Here is a 17,307-nt window from a genome sequence, read left to right on the forward strand (position 1 = left end):
CAGCCGCGTTGGCCAGTGAATTTACCGTTTCAAGAGGGGAATTCCCCGCTTATATACTGTGCAAACATCAAAAGGAAAAGTCCTAATGTTACGGATCATATTTGCGCTTATTCTATGTGCATCGCCAGTTTTCGCCAAAGGTGAAAAATCGGGCGATTTCGATTACTACGTATTGGCACTGTCGTGGACACCATCATGGTGCGAATATGAAGGTGATCGCCGCAAATCCCCGCAATGCGATGCAGGGCGTGAATTTGGTTTCACATTACATGGTTTATGGCCGCAATATAACGATGGTAGCTGGCCAAGCTATTGCAAATCAAGCCACCGCCCACCGTCAAAATCGCTTACGGCGAGCATGGGCGATATTATGGGAACATCTGGGTTAGCGTGGCATCAATGGAATAAACACGGGGTCTGTTCAGGATTATCACCCGCGCAATATTATGAATTGTCTCGCCGTGCATATGAATCCGTTCAACGACCCGCAATTTTTCGCAAAATCAAACAGACATTATCCCTGCCTGCCAGTGTGGTCGAAGACGCATTTCAAGAAACCAATGCACAATTGGATGACAATGAATTACAACTCACGTGCAAGGCGGGCCGCATTCAAGAGGCACGCATTTGTCTGACCAAAGATTTGGAATTGCGTGCATGTTCATCGCGTATGCGCGATTGCACATTACAGGACGCGGAAATGGCACCCATCCGATAGTCGGAACCGAAAAGGTTTCGTTATGCCACGTCTTCTGCTGCAAATTTACTGTGCGAGAAATCAAAATATAGTTCGCGCGCGCGCATCGCCGTGGGGCAATCTGGCATGACACGATCTTGGTATTTTGCAACGGGCATGACCTTGGCGATATTGCCGGTACAGAACATTTCATCAGCCTCGTCAAAATCCTTGAGCGTCAGCTTGGTTTCGTGAACCGTGATCCCATCTGCTCGCAACAGCTTGATCACACGCTGACGGTTCAAACCATTTAGGAATGTACCATTTGGAATGGGTGTGAACACCTCACCATCGCGGATCATAAATACGTTTGTGCTGGCGGTTTCGGCAACGTTGTCTTGGGAATCAAGCGACAGCGCATTGGAAAACCCGCGTGCACGCGCATCCGCCATGATGCGCCCGTTATTGGCATAAAGCGATCCCGCCTTTGCCTCTGTCATGGCCATATCTTGGCGAGGGCGACGGAATTTTGACACGGTAAGTGAAAATGTACCGACCTCTGGCAATGGGAATTCTTCGATACACACGGAAAAACCCGTGCTTTCTGGTGCGATGTCGATGATGCCTGGCGTACCTTCTTGGGCCCACATCATTGGGCGGATATACAGCGGGGTATCTGGTGCAAACATTTTGCACCCTTCTTCGACAATATCGAACACCTCTTGTGGGGTGACGGGTGAAATCATGCCCATGACTTCGGCGGAATAAACAATACGCTGACAGTTCAAAAACAGATCGGGGCGAACACCATCGAATTGACGCGCACCGTCAAACACGGTGGAACCGAGCCATGATGCGTGATCCGCCGCACCAATTATTGGTGTGTTGCCCTCTTTCCATTCACCATTGTAATAGGTGACAATCTTTCCGCCCAAAGCCATTTTTTATCCTCCAAAGATGGCAAATGGGTAACGCGGTTATGTGATCATCTCAACCCTTGTGAATAGATTTGCAAAAGATAGTTTTAAAATTACCAAGTTGTGAAATCTTGGGTTTATAAATATTCGCAATCAATCCCAAATACGCAATGAATTATCGTCGGACGTATCCGGGTAAATCGCTCGGTGGGCTGGTTTGCGGTTTTCTTACTGGTCCAAAAACCTTTGCTAAACCTTTGCCGATCACGCTCTCAGACAGGTTTGATTTCGCCTTTTCAAACTGCATCACATTATCGATGCGTCGATCTAAAAACGCCCATGTATCGGCCTTGTCATCCGATGTGTCACCCAACCAGAACAAAACCGTGGCGGAATAAACCGCCGACAATGTCCCGCGTTTTGTGTACCAATTTACATCTTCCGATGTGTCACCCAATGCATTCCAGATCGCATCAACGGTTCCCCATAATGCCTGTGCACCATCACCCGCATTTTGAGGCAACGCGAATAATGTCATGCCACGGCGTACCGCTTCTTGGTCGGATGCCTGCAACCGCAGCTTGACCGCCAGTGCGATGCGATCGCGAAACCGCAAATCGCTAAGGTCGCGCGATGCCAATTCATCCAGCATCACCTGATCACCGGCACGATGATAGGCCAGCGCCATATCAATGGCACCACGTGGAAACGCTTGATGGGCAAGCCCGATATCCACACCAGAATCAACAACCGACATGTCAAATGTTTGCGCCGACCAGCCATCAAAACACACATGCGCCATCGCGGCACCCAACATCGCGATGCGTGTTTGTGCGATGTGATCTTGCTCTGTTTTTTTGGCGTTTGGCATTTTTGCCTCCAGACTCGACAAATAAATTTATCCCGTGTATACGGCGGTTTCCTGCAATTCTGCAACTCTAACACTAGAAAGGTGGTGACACCATGCAGGTATCGGTTCGTGATAACAACGTTGACCAAGCACTTCGTGCGCTGAAGAAGAAATTGCAACGAGAAGGCGTTTTTCGTGAAATGAAGCTTAAGCAACATTTTGAAAAACCTTCAATCAAGAAAGCCCGTGAAAAGGCCGAAGCAATTCGTCGTTCTCGCAAGTTGGCGCGCAAAAAAGCGCAACGCGAAGGTATGATGTAAGATAACAATCGATAGGGTATTTATACCCAATCATGTGAACCCCCGACACACGTTCGGGGGTTTTGCATTTCTGGAATGTTGTTTTTTGTGCAATGATGCCTACCTATCATTCATCAAATCAACAGGAGGAAAGAAATATGAGCGTTGTAAAAGTTATCGAAGTCATGGCTGAATCAGACAAGTCATGGGAAGAGGCCACACGCAAAGGCGTGGAACGCGCATCCAAATCAGTGGATGCAATTTCATCCGCATGGGTCAAAGATCAATCTGTTAAGGTGGATGGTGACAAGGTCACAAAATTCCGCGTAACATTAAAAATCGCATTCGAAGTAAAATAAACCAAAGGCGCCCTAATCGGCGCCTTTTTAATTCTTACCCGTGTCGTTTTCGTAATGCTTGTCGGTTTTAACGTTGGGCAGTTTTGCAAAATTGTTCATCAATCGTTTTGGCGACCATGTGTGCCCGACGGATTCGAATCCTGGTACTTTGTCCAACAATGCGCTCACGTTATTTGCACACATCGCATCGGGTGATGCACCCTGTTCCAGCGCCGCCTTATACGCGATTTCGGCAACCGCTTGTGAAACATACACGCGTTGGCTGACCACATGGTGGGTGTCGCGTGCATGAAATGATTTGTAGCGTTGCATCATTGCAGGGTTCAAACCAAACAACACATCATCGCGTTCAGGTAATAATGAATTCCAATAACGCCCTGCAGGATCATACATGATCACTTGCGATCCGTTCACAACAAGCGAGCTGTGCCCACCTGCACCTGAACTGTTGCTGATCATGGTCATCAATTCCAGATACGGTGCTTCGTCGCTGACGTATGCGCGTTTTTGTACTTCTGATGCGGGTGCATAAACTGATTTTGCACAGGCAGACAACGCCACCAATGCGCACAAAACGAAGACCGTATTAAAACGTGCAAACATTAATGGCACCACAAATTATGAATTAAAAAGCGCCATAAAGACCAAGCAACCAATCGCAAATGCGCTGATGCGGATTGACCATTTGATAAAGCCGTCGAATGCCGCCTCTTGTGCGGTTGTATCCATTGTGCCGTGTTTATATTTTTCAGCCATGTTCATATTCCCTTATTTCTCGCGTGTTCTATCACATATTTTTTTACATTTGCAAAGACCCTGCGACCAATCGCACGCTAGCCTTTTTTGGCCTCTTCAAGATCCTCTGCCAATTTGAAACCAATGCGCTGCGGGGCTTCTTCTGGTTCGCCAGATTTTTGCTCGGCGACCAACATCACGTTCAACTGGCTAACGTGTTGTACCAATTGCATACTATTGCCTTCGCCGTCTTCGCCGTAAAAGGTGATCATATCAGGGGCAAAGAAACCCATGCCTTGGATGCGCAATGAACCAACGTGCCCTGCGGCAAAACCCATGCCGACCTCTTCGTTGCTGTCTAATGTTTCTTCGAATTTTTGAATATACATCACGATGCGTTCATACGCCCATTCGGCGGGTGATTTATCCGCGAGCGATTTTTTCGCAATGCCTTTGGCCCTGTCCGATTTTACATTGCCTTGCTTATCGACATGCACGGCATATGCCTCTGGCAATGCTGCGGCTTCGATTGCTTCGGCTGTTGTTTTAATGTCTTCGTCCATCATATCACCCTATTTGCGCTGCCACTGCCACACGCCTTTTTTGTCTTTTTCTCGGATGACCTTACCCGCCAAATACAGATGGTTCAAATGCGCAATTGCTTCGACCAACGCGAGACCATATTCACCCATGCCAATTTTGCGCTTGTACAAAACTGGAAAGCATCCTTGCGCAGTGTTGGGTATTGCAAGAAATTCCAACAAACGATCCAGCGCGCTGTGATGGTTTTCGATCAATTGCGTCATACGCCGCGGCAAACCTGTGAATGGCAACTTATGCCCACCCATTACAAAATGATCTTCGTTTGCGATGGACTTAAATCGTTCGCATGATACCAACCATTCCGCCAATGGATCCGCCATGGGTTCGGTGGGGTAAACCCCAACATTGGGCGAAATTCCCGGTAAAATTTGATCACCAGCAATCACCAAGTTTTCTGCATCACACCACAATGTTGCCTGTTCTGGCGAATGCCCATCGCCTGTGCGCACAACCCAATCACGCCCCCCAATTTGAATGGTTTCACTGTCTCGCACACGGCGAAACCCAAGGGGCATGGGATAAACGATATCGGAAAAATTAAATGGGCGATCAGCCTTGCGCGCTGCATAAATTTCTTCATCCATTCCCGCCTCGTAGAAAAATTCCAGGCTTTCTTTGGGCCAGATTTCTTGGGTATCAACGGTGAGCATCCGCGAATACAACCACGCGGTGCGCGTTGTCCAAAGCTCGGCACCTTTTTGCGATTGAAGCCACCCAACCATGCCAACGTGATCGGGGTGGTGATGGGTCAAAAACACGCGCGTAACAGGGTCACCACTCAGTGCATTTGCTAATATATCTTCCCAAATCGCCATACCTTTTTTGGAATGATAACCCGTGTCCACAACACACCATCCGTCCCCATCACGTAGCGCATAGATATTCACATGATCCAACGCCATTGGTAATGGCAAACGCAGCCACAAAATCCCATCTGCGATTTCAATTGCTTGGCCAATTTCAGGTGGTGTTTCGAAGGGAAATTTAATCGGTTTCATATCGGGCCTTTGGTTTGGGAGGTGGTGTTTATTTATTGAATACACTATGACCTGCGACATACCTATTGAACCGAAAAGAAACGCCGCGTCACTATGACCAATCTTGATACGCTTTATCTGAATGCTGATGATCACAACATCTACAGGTCTGCGCAAATATTGGCTGACGGGGGGATTGTCGCATTTCCAACAGAAACGGTTTACGGCTTGGGCGCGGATGCCTGCAACGACCATGCTGTGGCTAAGGTTTTTGCGGCCAAAGGCCGGCCAAATTTTAACCCATTGATTATTCATTTGGCCGATCTGACAGATGTCACCAAATATGCGCGCCTTAATGATCAAGCCAAGGTTCTCGCCGCTGCATTTTGGCCAGGGCCGTTAAGCATGGTTTTGCCGCTGGCCGACGTTTCACCGCTGTCCGAATTGGTCACGGCGGGGTTGAATACCGTTGCCATACGCATTCCAGAACACCCGATCGGGCACGCATTGATCACGGCATTTGGCGGCGCAATCGCCGCACCATCGGCAAACCCATCGGGGCGCATCAGCCCAACATCACCGCAGCATGTGATGGACGGGTTGGCTGGGAAAATTGATGTGGTTTTGGATGGTGGCAATTGTCAGGTTGGGTTGGAATCCACCATTATTACCATCACGCATGACGACCAAATCGTCTTATTGCGCGCAGGCGGCATTTCTGTCGAATCTATCGAAGCCGTAATTGGGCGCCCTGTATTGCGTGACGAACAGCCCGATGTACCACAATCACCGGGGCAACTTTTGTCGCATTATGCGCCCAGTGCGCATTTGCAAATGAACATTAATCAACGTTTACCCAATCACGCGCATCTTGGTTTTGGTGATATGGAATGTGATTTGAATTTATCCGTACAGGGGGATGTTGTTGAAGCTGGGGCAAACTTGTTTTCAATGTTACGCAAGATTGATAGCTTTGCCGAACGTCACGCGCTTGTTGGGATCACCGTTGCACCAATTCCAGAACAAGGATTGGGGCTTGCCATTAATGATCGGTTGAAACGCGCAGCAGCGCCCCGCGATTAAGCATTGCCGCCTTCTGCGGATAACAAACGTGGGTCAATGCCCATGCTTTTGATCGCGTCTTGCCATTTGTCGTGATCCGTTTTTGCAAAAACCAATGATGAATTGGCATCCGCAACCAGCCATCCATTTGCCCGCAATTCGTCCTCTAACTGCCCTGGCCCCCAGCCCGCATATCCAAGTGCAAACAAGCAATTCGCAGGGCCATCACCGTTTGAAATATCTTCTAAAATTTCAAGCGATGCCGTCATCCCAAATTCGTCGTTTACTTCCAATGTTTCGCTGGCGGCGGCATAATCTCTGGAATGTAAAACAAAGCCGCGTCCGTGTTCGACGGGACCACCAAAGTGAACCTCCAACCCTTTGATCGGGCGATTTGCCTTGATGTCCAACTGTTCCAACAGATCCGTGATATTTAGATCCATTACGGGCTTGTTCACAATCAAACCCATCGTACCTTCTGGCGAATGCGCACAGATATAAACAACCGACTTTTCAAACCTCGGATCATCCATGCCTGGCATCGCAATCAAAAGTTTGCCATCCAAGCTTTCTGTGTTGTTTTCGTCTGACATAGGTTCAGCATGCGCCTGCATAATCAAACATGCAACACGTCATTCCAGTTTTGTTAAACTGTGGGGCGCGGACGCCATAGTTGCGTAACCGCGAATGCACCAAATGCAAGCAATGTCGTGATGATAACCGCTATGGTCGCCACCAAAACAGTGGCTGCCAAGGGCGCGTTTTGCGAAAGCGTCGAAAACAAGCCCCCCACAATAGGTGAAACGTTTTGCGAAATTATCAACGGTAAAAATACGGCAAGGATTACAGCGGCGGATATGGTGCTTGCAATCCATAACGGCCAACGCGCCGCCGTTTTAATCCGCGGCCCTGACATCATCCGACGATATGACGAAAACAAAGCGCCTATATCGGTTTGCACAACCATCAATGATGGCACCATCAACAACACTAGCACCATGCCAAACCCCAATCCATAAACCAGCGTAATCACAGTTGGTTTCAAAAATTCCGCTTGAACCGAACCTTCGTTTAACAACGGAAACAAGCCCAAAACAGTTGTGAGAGTCGTCAACAAAACAGGGCGCAAACGATCGCCCGTAGCATCGACAATGGCGGGAAACAATCCGCGATTTTTTGAATATTCGTCCACCGTTGTGACCAGCACAATTGAATCATTAATGATGATCCCGCTCATCCCGATCAGCCCAACAATGGAAAAAATTGAAAGCGGAATATCGTGGACATAGTGCCCAAAGATCGCACCGATCATACCAAACGGAATTACCGCCATCACCACAATCGGACGTGTCCAACTGGAAAATATCCACGTCAATGTCAGGTAAATCCCAAGCAGGCAAAGCATATAGCCAAAAAATGCATCCGACAAAAACTCTTCTTCTTGTTCGGCAAGCCCAGAAAGACGCCAATCAACCCCGTGGTTTGATGCAATCTGTGGGAGGATCACGTTTTCAAGTTCCGCCATAATTTCCTTGGCACGCGCAGCGTCGTCTTGCGAAACATCCCCCGTGACGGACATAAGCCTCAAGCCATTTTCGCGCAACACGGTGGAAAACCCAATTTGCGTTGTGGCGCTAATGATATCGGACAATGGAACGTAATTGCCGTCGTTGGTACGCAAGCGCGTTTTGTCCAAGAAATCGGCGCTGATTTCCGATTCTGGCAATTGCACATATATATCTGTGGTGCGTGCTCCCACTGGGAAATCAGCGGCCTTTATACCGTTTAGCCGATTGCGAAGCTCGGTGCCTATATCATCAATTGTGAAACCCAATGCGCGGCCTTGCGGCGTCAGTTCCAGCACCATTTCTTCTTTGTCATATGCCATGTCGTCTTCGACACCTGACACCTCTGCGAATTGAGATACTTGGGTTTTTAGTTCTTCTGCTGCGGCCTTTAACGTGATTCCATCTGCGCCGATAAACTGAACATCCAATGAATCGCCACCGGGGCCAAACCGGAACCTTCGAAAACTCATGACCTCTAACAATGGATGTTCTTTGATCTCTTCCTGGATGGCGGCAGAAATATCAAACGAAGAATATGGTCGCGCATCCGCATCGGTAAGCTCAATCGCGATTGAACCCAACAGATCCGTATCTTTATTTTCAACGCCAGATAACCCGCGCCCTGTTGAACCACCCACCTCTGCCAGCACGAATGTGATCGGATTTTGCCCATGTTCCGCTGCGAATTTTTCACCCGCTGTATTTGCCGCGCGTTGCAATTCACGCACCATTTCCACAGTATCATCGCGCGTTGCCCCCGACAGCATCGCGATATTTCCAGATATCGACGATTGTTCGGGCGCATTAAAGAAACGAAATCCAACTTTGCCGCTGACAAATAGTGCTGCTTGGGTTGCCAACAATACAACCACCAAAGCAATCACGGGATAGCGCAGCATCAACACATATGTGATGAACTTGCGAAAAATATTGTCGCGAAACCAGCTAAAGCCGCGGTTAAAATGATGGCTTGGATAATCATACCATTTTAAGTTCCCCATATATCCCACGGAATGGCTCAGGTGATTGGGTAAAATCACAAAACATTCCACCAAAGACGCAAGCAAAACCACGATCACAGTGAACGGGATATCGGCAATAAGTTCACCAAACCGCCCCCCCACCACCGTCAATCCGAAAAACGCGATAACGGTTGTAATCGTTGCCGAAAATACAGGTGGAGCCATGCGCATCGCAGCATTTTCGGACGCTTCGACAGGATTTTCATTTAACCGCCGCGCACGAAAATCGGCGTGTTCACCCACAACGATTGCATCATCCACAACGATACCAAGTGTGATGATAAGGCCAAACAACGATATCATATTGAGCGTAAGCCCAAACGCATACATCAACGCGATTGCCGCAAACATTGCCACGGGAATTCCCGCCGCCACCCAAAACGCGGTACGCGCGGACAGGAATAAAAACAACAACCCAACCACCAACAGCAATCCATACGCCCCATTTTCAATGAGGATATCGAGGCGATCCGAAATCGCTTGTGCACGGGTTCGGATCAATTCGATCTGAACGCCTTGGGGCATGATTAGCTGCATGTCATCCGCGGCACGTTGAACCGATTGTTGCATTTCAACCGCATCACCCTGGCTATTGCGATCAACACGCACCGAAACCGCCTGATTATCACCAACGTAATAGGTCCGTTTGGCATCGACGCCACTGATCGTTACCGTCGCCACATCACCGACGCGCAATTTCGAACCATCGGCATTTGCACGAATGACGATTTGCTCAATCTCTTCAACGGTCCGCTTTGCAGTGCCCGTGCGCACGCGCGTAGTGCCACCGGATACATCACCCGCAGGGTCTGTTTCCGCCTCTTGTGCGATGGCCTCTGATATTTCGCGCAAAGTGACATTGTGTTTGATCAGGTCGATTTCAGGTGCTTCAACGCTGATTTCTGGTGCGGAAACGCCGCGAATTGTTGTGCGCGTGATGCCCTCGCGGTACAAACGGGCGCTAAATTCATCTGCAAACCGGCTGAGCTGATCTGGTGAAACGGGGCCGTGGATGATCACATCGGTGACGCGATCACGCCACGCACCCCGCCTGATCACTGGATCATCAGAACCATCGGGCAGATTGGTTATGGAATCCACCGCGACCTTTACATCATCGGCGGCGCGCGCCATGTCCCAATTTGCCTCGAATTCCAGGGTGATGCGCGCTTGGCCTTCGGTGGAACGTGATGACGTGTTTTCAACACCTTCAACAGCCAACAACGCAGGTTCCAACAGCGCCACGATACCGCCATCAATATCTTCGGGGCCCGCGCCATCCCAATTGACTCGCACGCTTACGGAATCAACAACAACGTCGGGGAAAAATTGTGTGCGGATTTGGGTGGCCGCGAACAGCCCCAACACCAACATCATCACCAATAAAAGATTAGACGCGGTGCGATGCCGCGTAAAATACGACAAAATCCCAAACGCACCTTTGCCAATTTCACGCATTGCCATCGCTAGCCCCCCATGCGCGAGGAAAGACGTTCATAGGTTTGTTTTGGTATATCCGTGGATTGCAAATTTGCCAGAATTCGTTTTTTCGCATCATCTGGCATCCGTGCATTATCATTCACAAATGCAATCAGCTTTAGGCGTTCCTGTTCTGTTACTTTTATCATTTCAGGCATTGGAAGCACCGCGTTATTTTTCGCTCGCGGTTCCACCATAATCCCGCCACCCAATTGGGGGCCACGTTCCAAAATCAGTAATCGTCCAGCAATATCGTCGGCGGATATGATTACGGTGTTGCCCTGTTTGCGCAGGATCGGCACTTGTTTAGCCTCTATCCGATTATCATTTGTGACCAATAAAATTTCACCCGCCGCGGTGATTGCGCTGGCGGGAATGATACTGATATTTTGTAATACTTGTTCACGAATTGATACCGTAACGAAATCACCAGGGCGCAGCGTTTCAATTGATTGACTGTCAAAAGAGGCGAACAATTCGCGCCCCGTAAGCCCAGCGCCAACAGCCGCGCTTATCCGATCAATGGTCGCCGACAGAGCTGTGGTCGCCCCCGGTGCAAACACGTCGATCTTTGCCCCAATAACCCGCCCACCAAGTGTGGAAAGATTTGCAAATTCTTGTGTGGAAATACGCAATGACACCTCTAACGCGGTTGGGTCAATCAAATTTGCCAATTGTTCGTTGGCATTGACCAGCCCACCCAAAACACCCGTAACGTCGCTTAACGCGCCATCAAATTTTGCGGTGACGGTTGTTTCATCCAGCTTGCGCAACGCTTCTTGTTGATTAATCGTTGCGCGTGCGAGCGCGTTTTCACCCGAATTGATCCGTGCCTGCGCATCGGCCAATGCTTGGCGCTTTGACAAAACAGATTGCTGTGCTGTTGATGCTGAGAGTTCGGCAGTTTCTAAATTTGCCTCTGTTCCCAGGCCACGTTGGCTTAGCGCGCGTTGGCGCTCCAGCGCTTGCTGGCGCAAGGTCAATTGATTTCCGGCCGCTTGCAATTCGTCTTGTGCCAAGATCAATGCATTTTTGGCCTGCTCTAATTCCGCTGTCCGATCGGCAAGTTCAGCATTGGCAAGGTTTAGGTTTGCTTGAAAAATCGCAGGGTTTGTTTGAAATAACAAATCACCTTGTTTGACAAAACTACCATCACGAAAGCTTGGTGCCATCTGCACCAATGTGCCCGCTGCCGCTGCACGCAATTCCAATGTTCGCCCTGAAACAACCTCCCCAAACGTGGTGATGACGGGGGCAATATTTTGAATTTCAATGGGTGCCACATTCACCGCAAATACACGTTCGTTTGCTTGTCGAACACGGTTACCCTTGGCATTTCGTTCATGTATGGCCTGTGTCACCACATAAAATGCAGCAAACAACAATATCACGGTCAGCGCCGTGATAAACATGCCAAGCAAGCTTCGCGTAAAGAAACGCATTTAAAATTCCTAAAAAACTACGTATTCAGTTATACGCGCCAAGATTAACATTCCGTCGTCAAAGCGCAAATTTATTCAAACGGTGTAAATGGTTCAAAACAAGGATATTTGACGGCAACATATCAAAATCGCGCATTTGTGAATATGTGATAAAGGCAAATCCCGCACCTTCGGATATTGCGATCTGTTTTGGCGCAATCGGTTTTTGCAGGTGATAGATGTAATGATACGCTTGGTATCCATCGCGCGGCACAAAACGCACAAATGGTTTTAAACATTCCGCCCCGACGTCCAAACCCGTTTCCTCGGCCAGTTCGCGCATCGCAGTTTCAAGGGTTGTTTCTCCGTCTTCCATATGGCCGCCAAACATCCCCCAGCGCCCACCAGCACCGACATTTGGAAAATTATCACGCAGTTGAATGAGCGCACGGCCAAGCTCGTCTTGGATCACCACGCCGACAACCGAATTTACACAATCAGGCCAATCAGTCAGCAGTTCAAATTCTGACATGCATTATTTCCGTTGAATATGTTCCGCCAGTCGCGGCATGATTTCGACAAAGTTACAGGGCATGTGACGCGCATCCAATTGATATTTCAAAATTCCGTCCCACCCATCCTTGCAGGCACCAGGGCTACCGGGTAGCGCAAACAGATAAGTCCCATTTGCAACACCCGCGGTCGCCCGCGATTGCACCGCAGAGGTGCCTATTTTTGCATAAGATAGCATCGTAAACATTGTACTAAACGCATCGATCTCTTTTTCGTAAACGTCACGATGCGCCTCGACGGTGACATCGCGCCCTGTCAGGCCAGTGCCACCCGTTGAAATAATCGCATCAATATTTTCATCCACACACCATTCGCGCAATTGGCCTGCGATCAAGACGCGATCATCAATCACAACATTCCGCGCGGCCAATTCATGCCCTGCTTCAACCACGCGTTTTTCCAATACATCGCCCGAACGATCATCGTCCAAACCCCGCGTATCGGACACAGTTAAAATCGCGATCCGCACAGGGATAAAGGTTTTGCTTTCATCAATGCCCATTATTCAACCCGCCAATTTCGATTTAATCGCCAACAGATCCGCCCATGCATCGCGTTTTTTCAGCGGATCACGTAATAATCCATGAGGATGTTCCATCGCAATTGTTTGAACGCCAAACACATCCGACCATTTCCCACGGAGCCGCGAAACACCTGACTTCCCCAACCCCGCCTGACAGGCGGTGTTGCCCATCAAAACCAGCACATCGGGTTTGACCAATTGCACATGTCTTTCCAAAAACGGCACCATCATTTCAATTTCCGCACCATTGGCATGACGACTACGCGGTGGGCGCCACGGCATCGCACATGTCAGATACAGCGCATCTTTGTCGGTCTGTCCCTCACGGTTCAGGCCGATCGCGCCAAACATTTTTTCCAACAATGCGCCGTCTTGGCCCAAAAATGGTTTGCCTTGAATATCTTCTTCACGGCTTGGGGATTCAGATATGACCATCACTCGCGCATTTGGATTGCCATCGGCAAACACCAAATTGCGCGCACCTTTTTTCAGCGCACATAAATCAAACACCGCCATTGCATCACGCAGCGCATCCAGCGTTTCACATTTTTGCGCCAACATACGCGCCACATCGGGTGCGGCGTCTTGCACAGGCAAAACCTGTGGCATCACATCAATCGGGGCAATATTCGATGTCGCCCCCATTTTGAACTTGGGCTTGCTTGCGGGTTCATCATACCGATTAACCGGCTTTTCGCCGATGGTTTCATCCACACCCAAATCATACAGCCATTCAAGGGCTGCTTTTGCGGCGAAATAATCAAGCTGGGTGGTCACAGATATAGAATCCTTATCAAGCGTAGCGATAGGATAAGTTGGCATTGGGCTGACGTAAACCTCTTGTCTTGTGCAAAGGGGCTGGTATAACGCGAAAAATTATCAGCAAGGATGAACAATGGATTTTACCGCCGCGCATCTTCTGGGCATCGAAAACCTATCTGTTTCTGATATAAATGCCATTCTCGACCTCGCCGATGAATATGTCGAGTTGAACCGACAACCGCAAAAGCATTCAAATGCGCTTGCTGGCATGACACAGATCAACATGTTTTTTGAAAATTCCACCCGCACACTGGCCAGTTTTGAATTGGCCGGTAAACGGCTGGGTGCGGATGTGATGAACATGGCGCTGGGTGCGTCATCAATCAAAAAGGGCGAAACGCTGATTGATACGGCGATGACACTGAATGCAATGAACCCCGATTTGTTGGTCGTGCGCCACCCCGAAAGCGGTGCTGTGGATTTGCTCTCGCAAAAGGTAAATTGCGCGGTGCTGAACGCAGGTGATGGGCGTCACGAACACCCAACGCAAGCGTTGCTGGATGCGTTGACAATTCGCCGATCAAAGGGGCGATTACATCGCCTGAACGTGGCAATTTGCGGCGATATCGCCCACAGTCGCGTCGCGCGTTCGAATATTTTCTTACTCAATAAAATGGAAAGCCGTATTCGCCTGGTTGCACCACGCACATTATTGCCCGCGGGCATCGATAAATTCGGGGTCGAAGTTTACGAGGATATGGACGAAGGCCTCAAGGATGTTGATGTCGTGATGATGTTGCGCCTGCAACGCGAACGTATGGATGGCGCGTTTATTCCAAGTGAACGTGAATATTATTACCGCTGGGGGTTAAGTGCGGAAAAACTCGCCAATGCAAAGGACGACGCGATTGTGATGCACCCAGGTCCAATGAACCGCGGTGTCGAAATCGACGGTGAAATTGCCGACGATATTAGCCGATCCGTGATCCAAGAACAGGTGGAAATGGGTGTGGCTGTACGCATGGCGGCGATGGATTTATTGGCGCGGAACCACCGCGCGAACAAACCAACCAAAGGCGTGATGGTATGAGCCATAACAACCACACCGAAAAGCAATCGAATGACACGCCCACCGAAATTGTGAGCGATATGATTGATAACGCACCAATCGCGCCCCTTTCCACCGCATGGCCACCCAAAATCGATCCACAAGAAACCATCATGTTTCAGGGAAAATTTTCGTCGCAAGCATGGGTGAAAAATAACGTGATGTTGGTGTATGGCGTCGCGGCTGTTTGCGTGATCCTCGCAATGGCGAGCGACCTGATCGTTGATTTGAAAACCGTAAACTTGGTCATTGCCGCGCTGACTGTGGGCACAATTGTTACGTTCGTATTAAATCGCAACCAAGAATGGTTGATCACAGATCGTGCGGTTTACGTCAAACAAGGGCACCCCGTCCCGTTGTCCAGCATTCGCAAAATTCAAGGATTTGGCGCGACTGTTCGCTTTACAGGGCGCGCGGGCAGTGGACGAAGCCTTATCGGTGTTGAAAATGCGGCGGATATGCGTGCAAAATTAACAGGAAAATCATCATGACAATTTTGTTGAAAAATGCGCGCATCATCGACCCGGAACAAGGCACGGATACTTTGGGGGCAATCCTGATTGATGATGGTAAAATCAGCAAAATCATGGATATCCCAAACCCCGTGATCGGCGCAAAGCGCACGGTTGATTGTGGTGGAAAATGTCTGGCACCTGGCATCATCGATATTGGTGTTAAGGTTTGCGAACCAGGCGAACGCCACAAAGAAAGTTTTAGCTCCGCTGGCGCGGCAGCGGCGGCGGGTGGTATCACCACCATGGTGATCCGTCCCGATACCAGCCCGGCCATCGATAGCCCTGAAACACTGGAATTCGTTTATCGCCGCGCCGTATCAGACAGCCGCGTCAATGTCTTGCCGATGGCCGCCCTGACCAAAAATCGCGAAGGGCGCGAAATGGCAGAGATTGGGTTTTTACAAGACACGGGTGCCGTGGCATTCACCGATTGCGATCATGTCATCACTGATAACAAAATTTTTGCTCGCTGTTTGACATATGCCAATTCGCAAAACGCGTTGGTTTTGTCCCATTCGCAAGACCCCAACCTGTCCAAGGGTGCGGTCGCCACATCTGGTGCGCTTGCCACCAAACTGGGCTTGCCAGCAGTTTCGGTGATGGCCGAACGGTTGCAATTGCAACGCGATATGACCTTGGTTGAAATGACGGGTGCAAGATTACATATCGATCAGCTTTCTACTGCCGTTTCATTGCCAATCCTCAAACGGGCCAAGGACAAAGGGCTACGTGTCACGGCGGGTGCATCCATTCACCATTTGACGCTGAATGAATTTGATATCGAAGGGTATCCAACATTCTTTAAAATCAAACCTCCATTGCGCAGCGAGGACGATCGCATTGCCTTGGCCGAGGCGGTTGCATCAGGATTGATTGATATCATCAGCTCGATGCACACACCTCAAGACGCCGAAAGCAAACGTTTACCGTTTGAGGGCGCTGCATCTGGTGCGATTGCACTGGAAACATTGCTGCCCGCCGCGATGCAACTGATCCACGGGGAATATATGGATTTGCCAATTTTGTGGAAAGCGTTGTCGTTGAACCCTGCCAATTTGCTGGGCTTGGAAGCAGGACGCATCGCCATTGGTGCACCAGCTGACTTGGTGGTTTTTGATCCCGATAAGCCGTTTGTGATGGATCGCACACAACTCAAGTCGAAATCCAAAAATACACCCTTTGACGGGCGACGCATGCAGGGTAAGGTTTTGCATACATTTGTCGCTGGCCAAGAGGTTTATACCGCATAATGCTCCCACTGTTTGATCTATCACTCATGCATGCGATTTTGGTTGCGGTTTTGGCATATTTGCTTGGTTCTATTCCATTTGGCATGGTTTTGGCGCGAATTATGGGCCTTGGGAATCTGCGCGATATTGGGTCTGGTAATATTGGTGCCACAAATGTTTTGCGCACAGGCAATAAATTTGCGGCGTTACTGACATTGATTTTTGATGCAGGCAAAGGTGGCGTTGCGGTCTTAATCGCACACGCAATGTTTGGTTCAGCCGCCGCACAAATCGCGGGATTATTTGCATTCCTCGGCCATTGTTTTCCAATTTGGTTGAAATTCAAAGGCGGCAAAGGTGTCGCAACATTCCTTGGGATCGTTCTGGCATTGAGTTTTTCAACAGGATTAGCGGCATGTTTGTCATGGCTGGTCGCCGCAATTATTGGGCGCATTTCATCGGCGGCGGCACTCGTTTCCGCTGCATTAACACCGATTTGGTTTTACGTCTTTGGCATGCCAAGCGCGATTGGTTTGGGCATAATTCTTGCCGCATTGATTTGGTGGCGCCATAGCGCGAATATTTCGCGTCTTTTAAATGGCACCGAACCAAAGATCGGCAAGAAATAA

Annotated in this window: 20 protein-coding genes; 8 read left to right on the forward strand and 12 right to left on the reverse strand. The window is 49.3% G+C overall.

The annotated features are described in order from the left end of the window. Positions 1 to 85 precede the first annotated feature (85 nt). Positions 86 to 718, forward strand: coding sequence for a ribonuclease T2 family protein (locus IE094_RS12385; protein ID WP_189641016.1), 633 nt, complete (start codon positions 86 to 88; stop codon positions 716 to 718). Positions 719 to 738: 20 nt separating this feature from the next. Here the strand turns inward: IE094_RS12385 and IE094_RS12390 are convergent, their stop codons facing one another. Both IE094_RS12390 and IE094_RS12395 read right to left on the reverse strand, forming a co-directional pair. Next, the gene (locus tag IE094_RS12390) at positions 739 to 1,617 is read right to left on the reverse strand and encodes a branched-chain amino acid aminotransferase (RefSeq protein WP_189641017.1); all 879 of its coding nucleotides are present in this window, start codon (positions 1,615 to 1,617) and stop codon (positions 739 to 741) included. Positions 1,618 to 1,768: 151 nt separating this feature from the next. After that, the gene (locus IE094_RS12395; protein ID WP_189641018.1) at positions 1,769 to 2,464 is read right to left on the reverse strand and encodes a COQ9 family protein; all 696 of its coding nucleotides are present in this window, start codon (positions 2,462 to 2,464) and stop codon (positions 1,769 to 1,771) included. 92 nt (positions 2,465 to 2,556) lie between these two features. Here IE094_RS12395 and rpsU point away from each other — a divergent pair, with 92 nt between their 5' ends. Continuing rightward, the gene (rpsU, locus tag IE094_RS12400; protein WP_099591872.1) at positions 2,557 to 2,763 is read left to right on the forward strand and encodes a 30S ribosomal protein S21; all 207 of its coding nucleotides are present in this window, start codon (positions 2,557 to 2,559) and stop codon (positions 2,761 to 2,763) included. 137 nt (positions 2,764 to 2,900) lie between these two features. Continuing rightward, positions 2,901 to 3,101 carry a dodecin family protein gene (locus IE094_RS12405; RefSeq protein WP_189641019.1) on the forward strand — a complete coding sequence of 67 codons (201 nt, stop codon included), beginning with the start codon at positions 2,901 to 2,903 and terminating at the stop codon, positions 3,099 to 3,101. A gap of 27 nt (positions 3,102 to 3,128) precedes the next feature. Here IE094_RS12405 and IE094_RS12410 read toward each other — a convergent pair whose 3' ends face one another. The 4 genes from IE094_RS12410 to IE094_RS12425 form a co-directional block, all read right to left on the reverse strand. After that, a complete protein-coding gene (locus tag IE094_RS12410) occupies positions 3,129 to 3,704 on the reverse strand; it encodes a hypothetical protein (RefSeq protein ID WP_189641020.1) in 576 nt (191 codons plus the stop codon). Positions 3,705 to 3,719: 15 nt separating this feature from the next. Continuing rightward, the gene (locus IE094_RS12415; protein ID WP_189641021.1) at positions 3,720 to 3,857 is read right to left on the reverse strand and encodes an aa3-type cytochrome c oxidase subunit IV; all 138 of its coding nucleotides are present in this window, start codon (positions 3,855 to 3,857) and stop codon (positions 3,720 to 3,722) included. A 77-nt stretch (positions 3,858 to 3,934) separates the two neighbouring features. Continuing rightward, the gene (locus tag IE094_RS12420) at positions 3,935 to 4,399 is read right to left on the reverse strand and encodes a DUF6173 family protein (protein WP_189641057.1); all 465 of its coding nucleotides are present in this window, start codon (positions 4,397 to 4,399) and stop codon (positions 3,935 to 3,937) included. Between the two features lie 9 nt (positions 4,400 to 4,408). Further along, positions 4,409 to 5,437, reverse strand: a complete 1,029-nt coding sequence (locus IE094_RS12425; RefSeq protein WP_189641022.1) for an MBL fold metallo-hydrolase — start codon at positions 5,435 to 5,437, stop codon at positions 4,409 to 4,411. 93 nt (positions 5,438 to 5,530) lie between these two features. On the opposite strand from IE094_RS12425, the gene IE094_RS12430 reads away from it, so the two are divergent. Continuing rightward, complete coding sequence (locus IE094_RS12430) at positions 5,531 to 6,499, forward strand: L-threonylcarbamoyladenylate synthase (protein WP_189641023.1); 969 nt, start codon at positions 5,531 to 5,533, stop codon at positions 6,497 to 6,499. Here the strand turns inward: IE094_RS12430 and IE094_RS12435 are convergent. The 6 genes from IE094_RS12435 to IE094_RS12460 are packed head-to-tail and all read right to left on the reverse strand — an operon-like array spanning position 6,496 to position 13,841. Further along, positions 6,496 to 7,071 (reverse strand): YqgE/AlgH family protein, encoded by a 576-nt coding sequence (locus tag IE094_RS12435; RefSeq protein WP_189641024.1) that lies wholly within the window; start codon positions 7,069 to 7,071, stop codon positions 6,496 to 6,498. The genes IE094_RS12430 and IE094_RS12435 overlap by 4 nt on opposite strands. A gap of 53 nt (positions 7,072 to 7,124) precedes the next feature. Next, positions 7,125 to 10,532 carry an efflux RND transporter permease subunit gene (locus IE094_RS12440; RefSeq protein WP_189641025.1) on the reverse strand — a complete coding sequence of 1,136 codons (3,408 nt, stop codon included), beginning with the start codon at positions 10,530 to 10,532 and terminating at the stop codon, positions 7,125 to 7,127. 2 nt (positions 10,533 to 10,534) lie between these two features. Then, the gene (locus tag IE094_RS12445) at positions 10,535 to 11,989 is read right to left on the reverse strand and encodes an efflux RND transporter periplasmic adaptor subunit (RefSeq protein WP_189641026.1); all 1,455 of its coding nucleotides are present in this window, start codon (positions 11,987 to 11,989) and stop codon (positions 10,535 to 10,537) included. Positions 11,990 to 12,047: 58 nt separating this feature from the next. Continuing rightward, on the reverse strand, positions 12,048 to 12,500 hold the full coding sequence (locus tag IE094_RS12450; protein ID WP_189641027.1) for an NUDIX domain-containing protein: 453 nt from the start codon (positions 12,498 to 12,500) through the stop codon (positions 12,048 to 12,050). A gap of 3 nt (positions 12,501 to 12,503) precedes the next feature. Then, positions 12,504 to 13,046, reverse strand: coding sequence for a molybdenum cofactor biosynthesis protein B (moaB, locus tag IE094_RS12455; RefSeq protein WP_189641058.1), 543 nt, complete (start codon positions 13,044 to 13,046; stop codon positions 12,504 to 12,506). Continuing rightward, a complete protein-coding gene (locus IE094_RS12460; protein ID WP_229802314.1) occupies positions 13,047 to 13,841 on the reverse strand; it encodes a uracil-DNA glycosylase in 795 nt (264 codons plus the stop codon). Positions 13,842 to 13,959: 118 nt separating this feature from the next. Between IE094_RS12460 and IE094_RS12465 the strand changes: the two genes are divergently transcribed. Genes IE094_RS12465 through plsY form a run of 4 tightly spaced genes read left to right on the forward strand, consistent with a single transcriptional unit; the run spans position 13,960 to position 17,307 of the window. Beyond that, a complete protein-coding gene (locus tag IE094_RS12465) occupies positions 13,960 to 14,916 on the forward strand; it encodes an aspartate carbamoyltransferase catalytic subunit (protein ID WP_189641029.1) in 957 nt (318 codons plus the stop codon). Continuing rightward, a complete protein-coding gene (locus IE094_RS12470; RefSeq protein WP_189641030.1) occupies positions 14,913 to 15,425 on the forward strand; it encodes a YdbT family protein in 513 nt (170 codons plus the stop codon). The genes IE094_RS12465 and IE094_RS12470 overlap by 4 nt, the downstream gene beginning before the upstream one ends. Then, a complete protein-coding gene (pyrC, locus tag IE094_RS12475; RefSeq protein WP_189641031.1) occupies positions 15,422 to 16,699 on the forward strand; it encodes a dihydroorotase in 1,278 nt (425 codons plus the stop codon). The genes IE094_RS12470 and pyrC overlap by 4 nt, the downstream gene beginning before the upstream one ends. Then, on the forward strand, positions 16,699 to 17,307 hold the full coding sequence (gene plsY, locus IE094_RS12480; RefSeq protein WP_189641032.1) for a glycerol-3-phosphate 1-O-acyltransferase PlsY: 609 nt from the start codon (positions 16,699 to 16,701) through the stop codon (positions 17,305 to 17,307). Before pyrC ends, plsY begins: the two co-directional genes overlap by 1 nt.

The organism is Paramylibacter ulvae (assembly GCF_014652655.1).
GTDB classification, from domain to species: domain Bacteria; phylum Pseudomonadota; class Alphaproteobacteria; order Rhodobacterales; family Rhodobacteraceae; genus Amylibacter; species Amylibacter ulvae.

Bases quoted from the DNA above. Each gene is read 5' to 3' on its own strand.
- IE094_RS12440 (WP_189641025.1), bottom strand. From the start codon at position 10,532: ATGGCAATGCGTGAAATTGGCAAAGGTGCGTTTGGGATTTTGTCGTAT.
- IE094_RS12470 (WP_189641030.1), top strand. From the start codon at position 14,913: ATGAGCCATAACAACCACACCGAAAAGCAATCGAATGACACGCCCACC.
- IE094_RS12445 (WP_189641026.1), bottom strand. From the start codon at position 11,989: ATGCGTTTCTTTACGCGAAGCTTGCTTGGCATGTTTATCACGGCGCTG.
- IE094_RS12425 (WP_189641022.1), bottom strand. From the start codon at position 5,437: ATGAAACCGATTAAATTTCCCTTCGAAACACCACCTGAAATTGGCCAA.
- IE094_RS12405 (WP_189641019.1), top strand. From the start codon at position 2,901: ATGAGCGTTGTAAAAGTTATCGAAGTCATGGCTGAATCAGACAAGTCA.
- IE094_RS12420 (WP_189641057.1), bottom strand. From the start codon at position 4,399: ATGGACGAAGACATTAAAACAACAGCCGAAGCAATCGAAGCCGCAGCA.
- plsY (WP_189641032.1), top strand. From the start codon at position 16,699: ATGCTCCCACTGTTTGATCTATCACTCATGCATGCGATTTTGGTTGCG.
- IE094_RS12385 (WP_189641016.1), top strand. From the start codon at position 86: ATGTTACGGATCATATTTGCGCTTATTCTATGTGCATCGCCAGTTTTC.
- IE094_RS12465 (WP_189641029.1), top strand. From the start codon at position 13,960: ATGGATTTTACCGCCGCGCATCTTCTGGGCATCGAAAACCTATCTGTT.
- IE094_RS12415 (WP_189641021.1), bottom strand. From the start codon at position 3,857: ATGGCTGAAAAATATAAACACGGCACAATGGATACAACCGCACAAGAG.
- IE094_RS12390 (WP_189641017.1), bottom strand. From the start codon at position 1,617: ATGGCTTTGGGCGGAAAGATTGTCACCTATTACAATGGTGAATGGAAA.
- pyrC (WP_189641031.1), top strand. From the start codon at position 15,422: ATGACAATTTTGTTGAAAAATGCGCGCATCATCGACCCGGAACAAGGC.
- IE094_RS12395 (WP_189641018.1), bottom strand. From the start codon at position 2,464: ATGCCAAACGCCAAAAAAACAGAGCAAGATCACATCGCACAAACACGC.
- IE094_RS12430 (WP_189641023.1), top strand. From the start codon at position 5,531: ATGACCAATCTTGATACGCTTTATCTGAATGCTGATGATCACAACATC.
- IE094_RS12435 (WP_189641024.1), bottom strand. From the start codon at position 7,071: ATGTCAGACGAAAACAACACAGAAAGCTTGGATGGCAAACTTTTGATT.
- IE094_RS12450 (WP_189641027.1), bottom strand. From the start codon at position 12,500: ATGTCAGAATTTGAACTGCTGACTGATTGGCCTGATTGTGTAAATTCG.
- rpsU (WP_099591872.1), top strand. From the start codon at position 2,557: ATGCAGGTATCGGTTCGTGATAACAACGTTGACCAAGCACTTCGTGCG.
- IE094_RS12410 (WP_189641020.1), bottom strand. From the start codon at position 3,704: ATGTTTGCACGTTTTAATACGGTCTTCGTTTTGTGCGCATTGGTGGCG.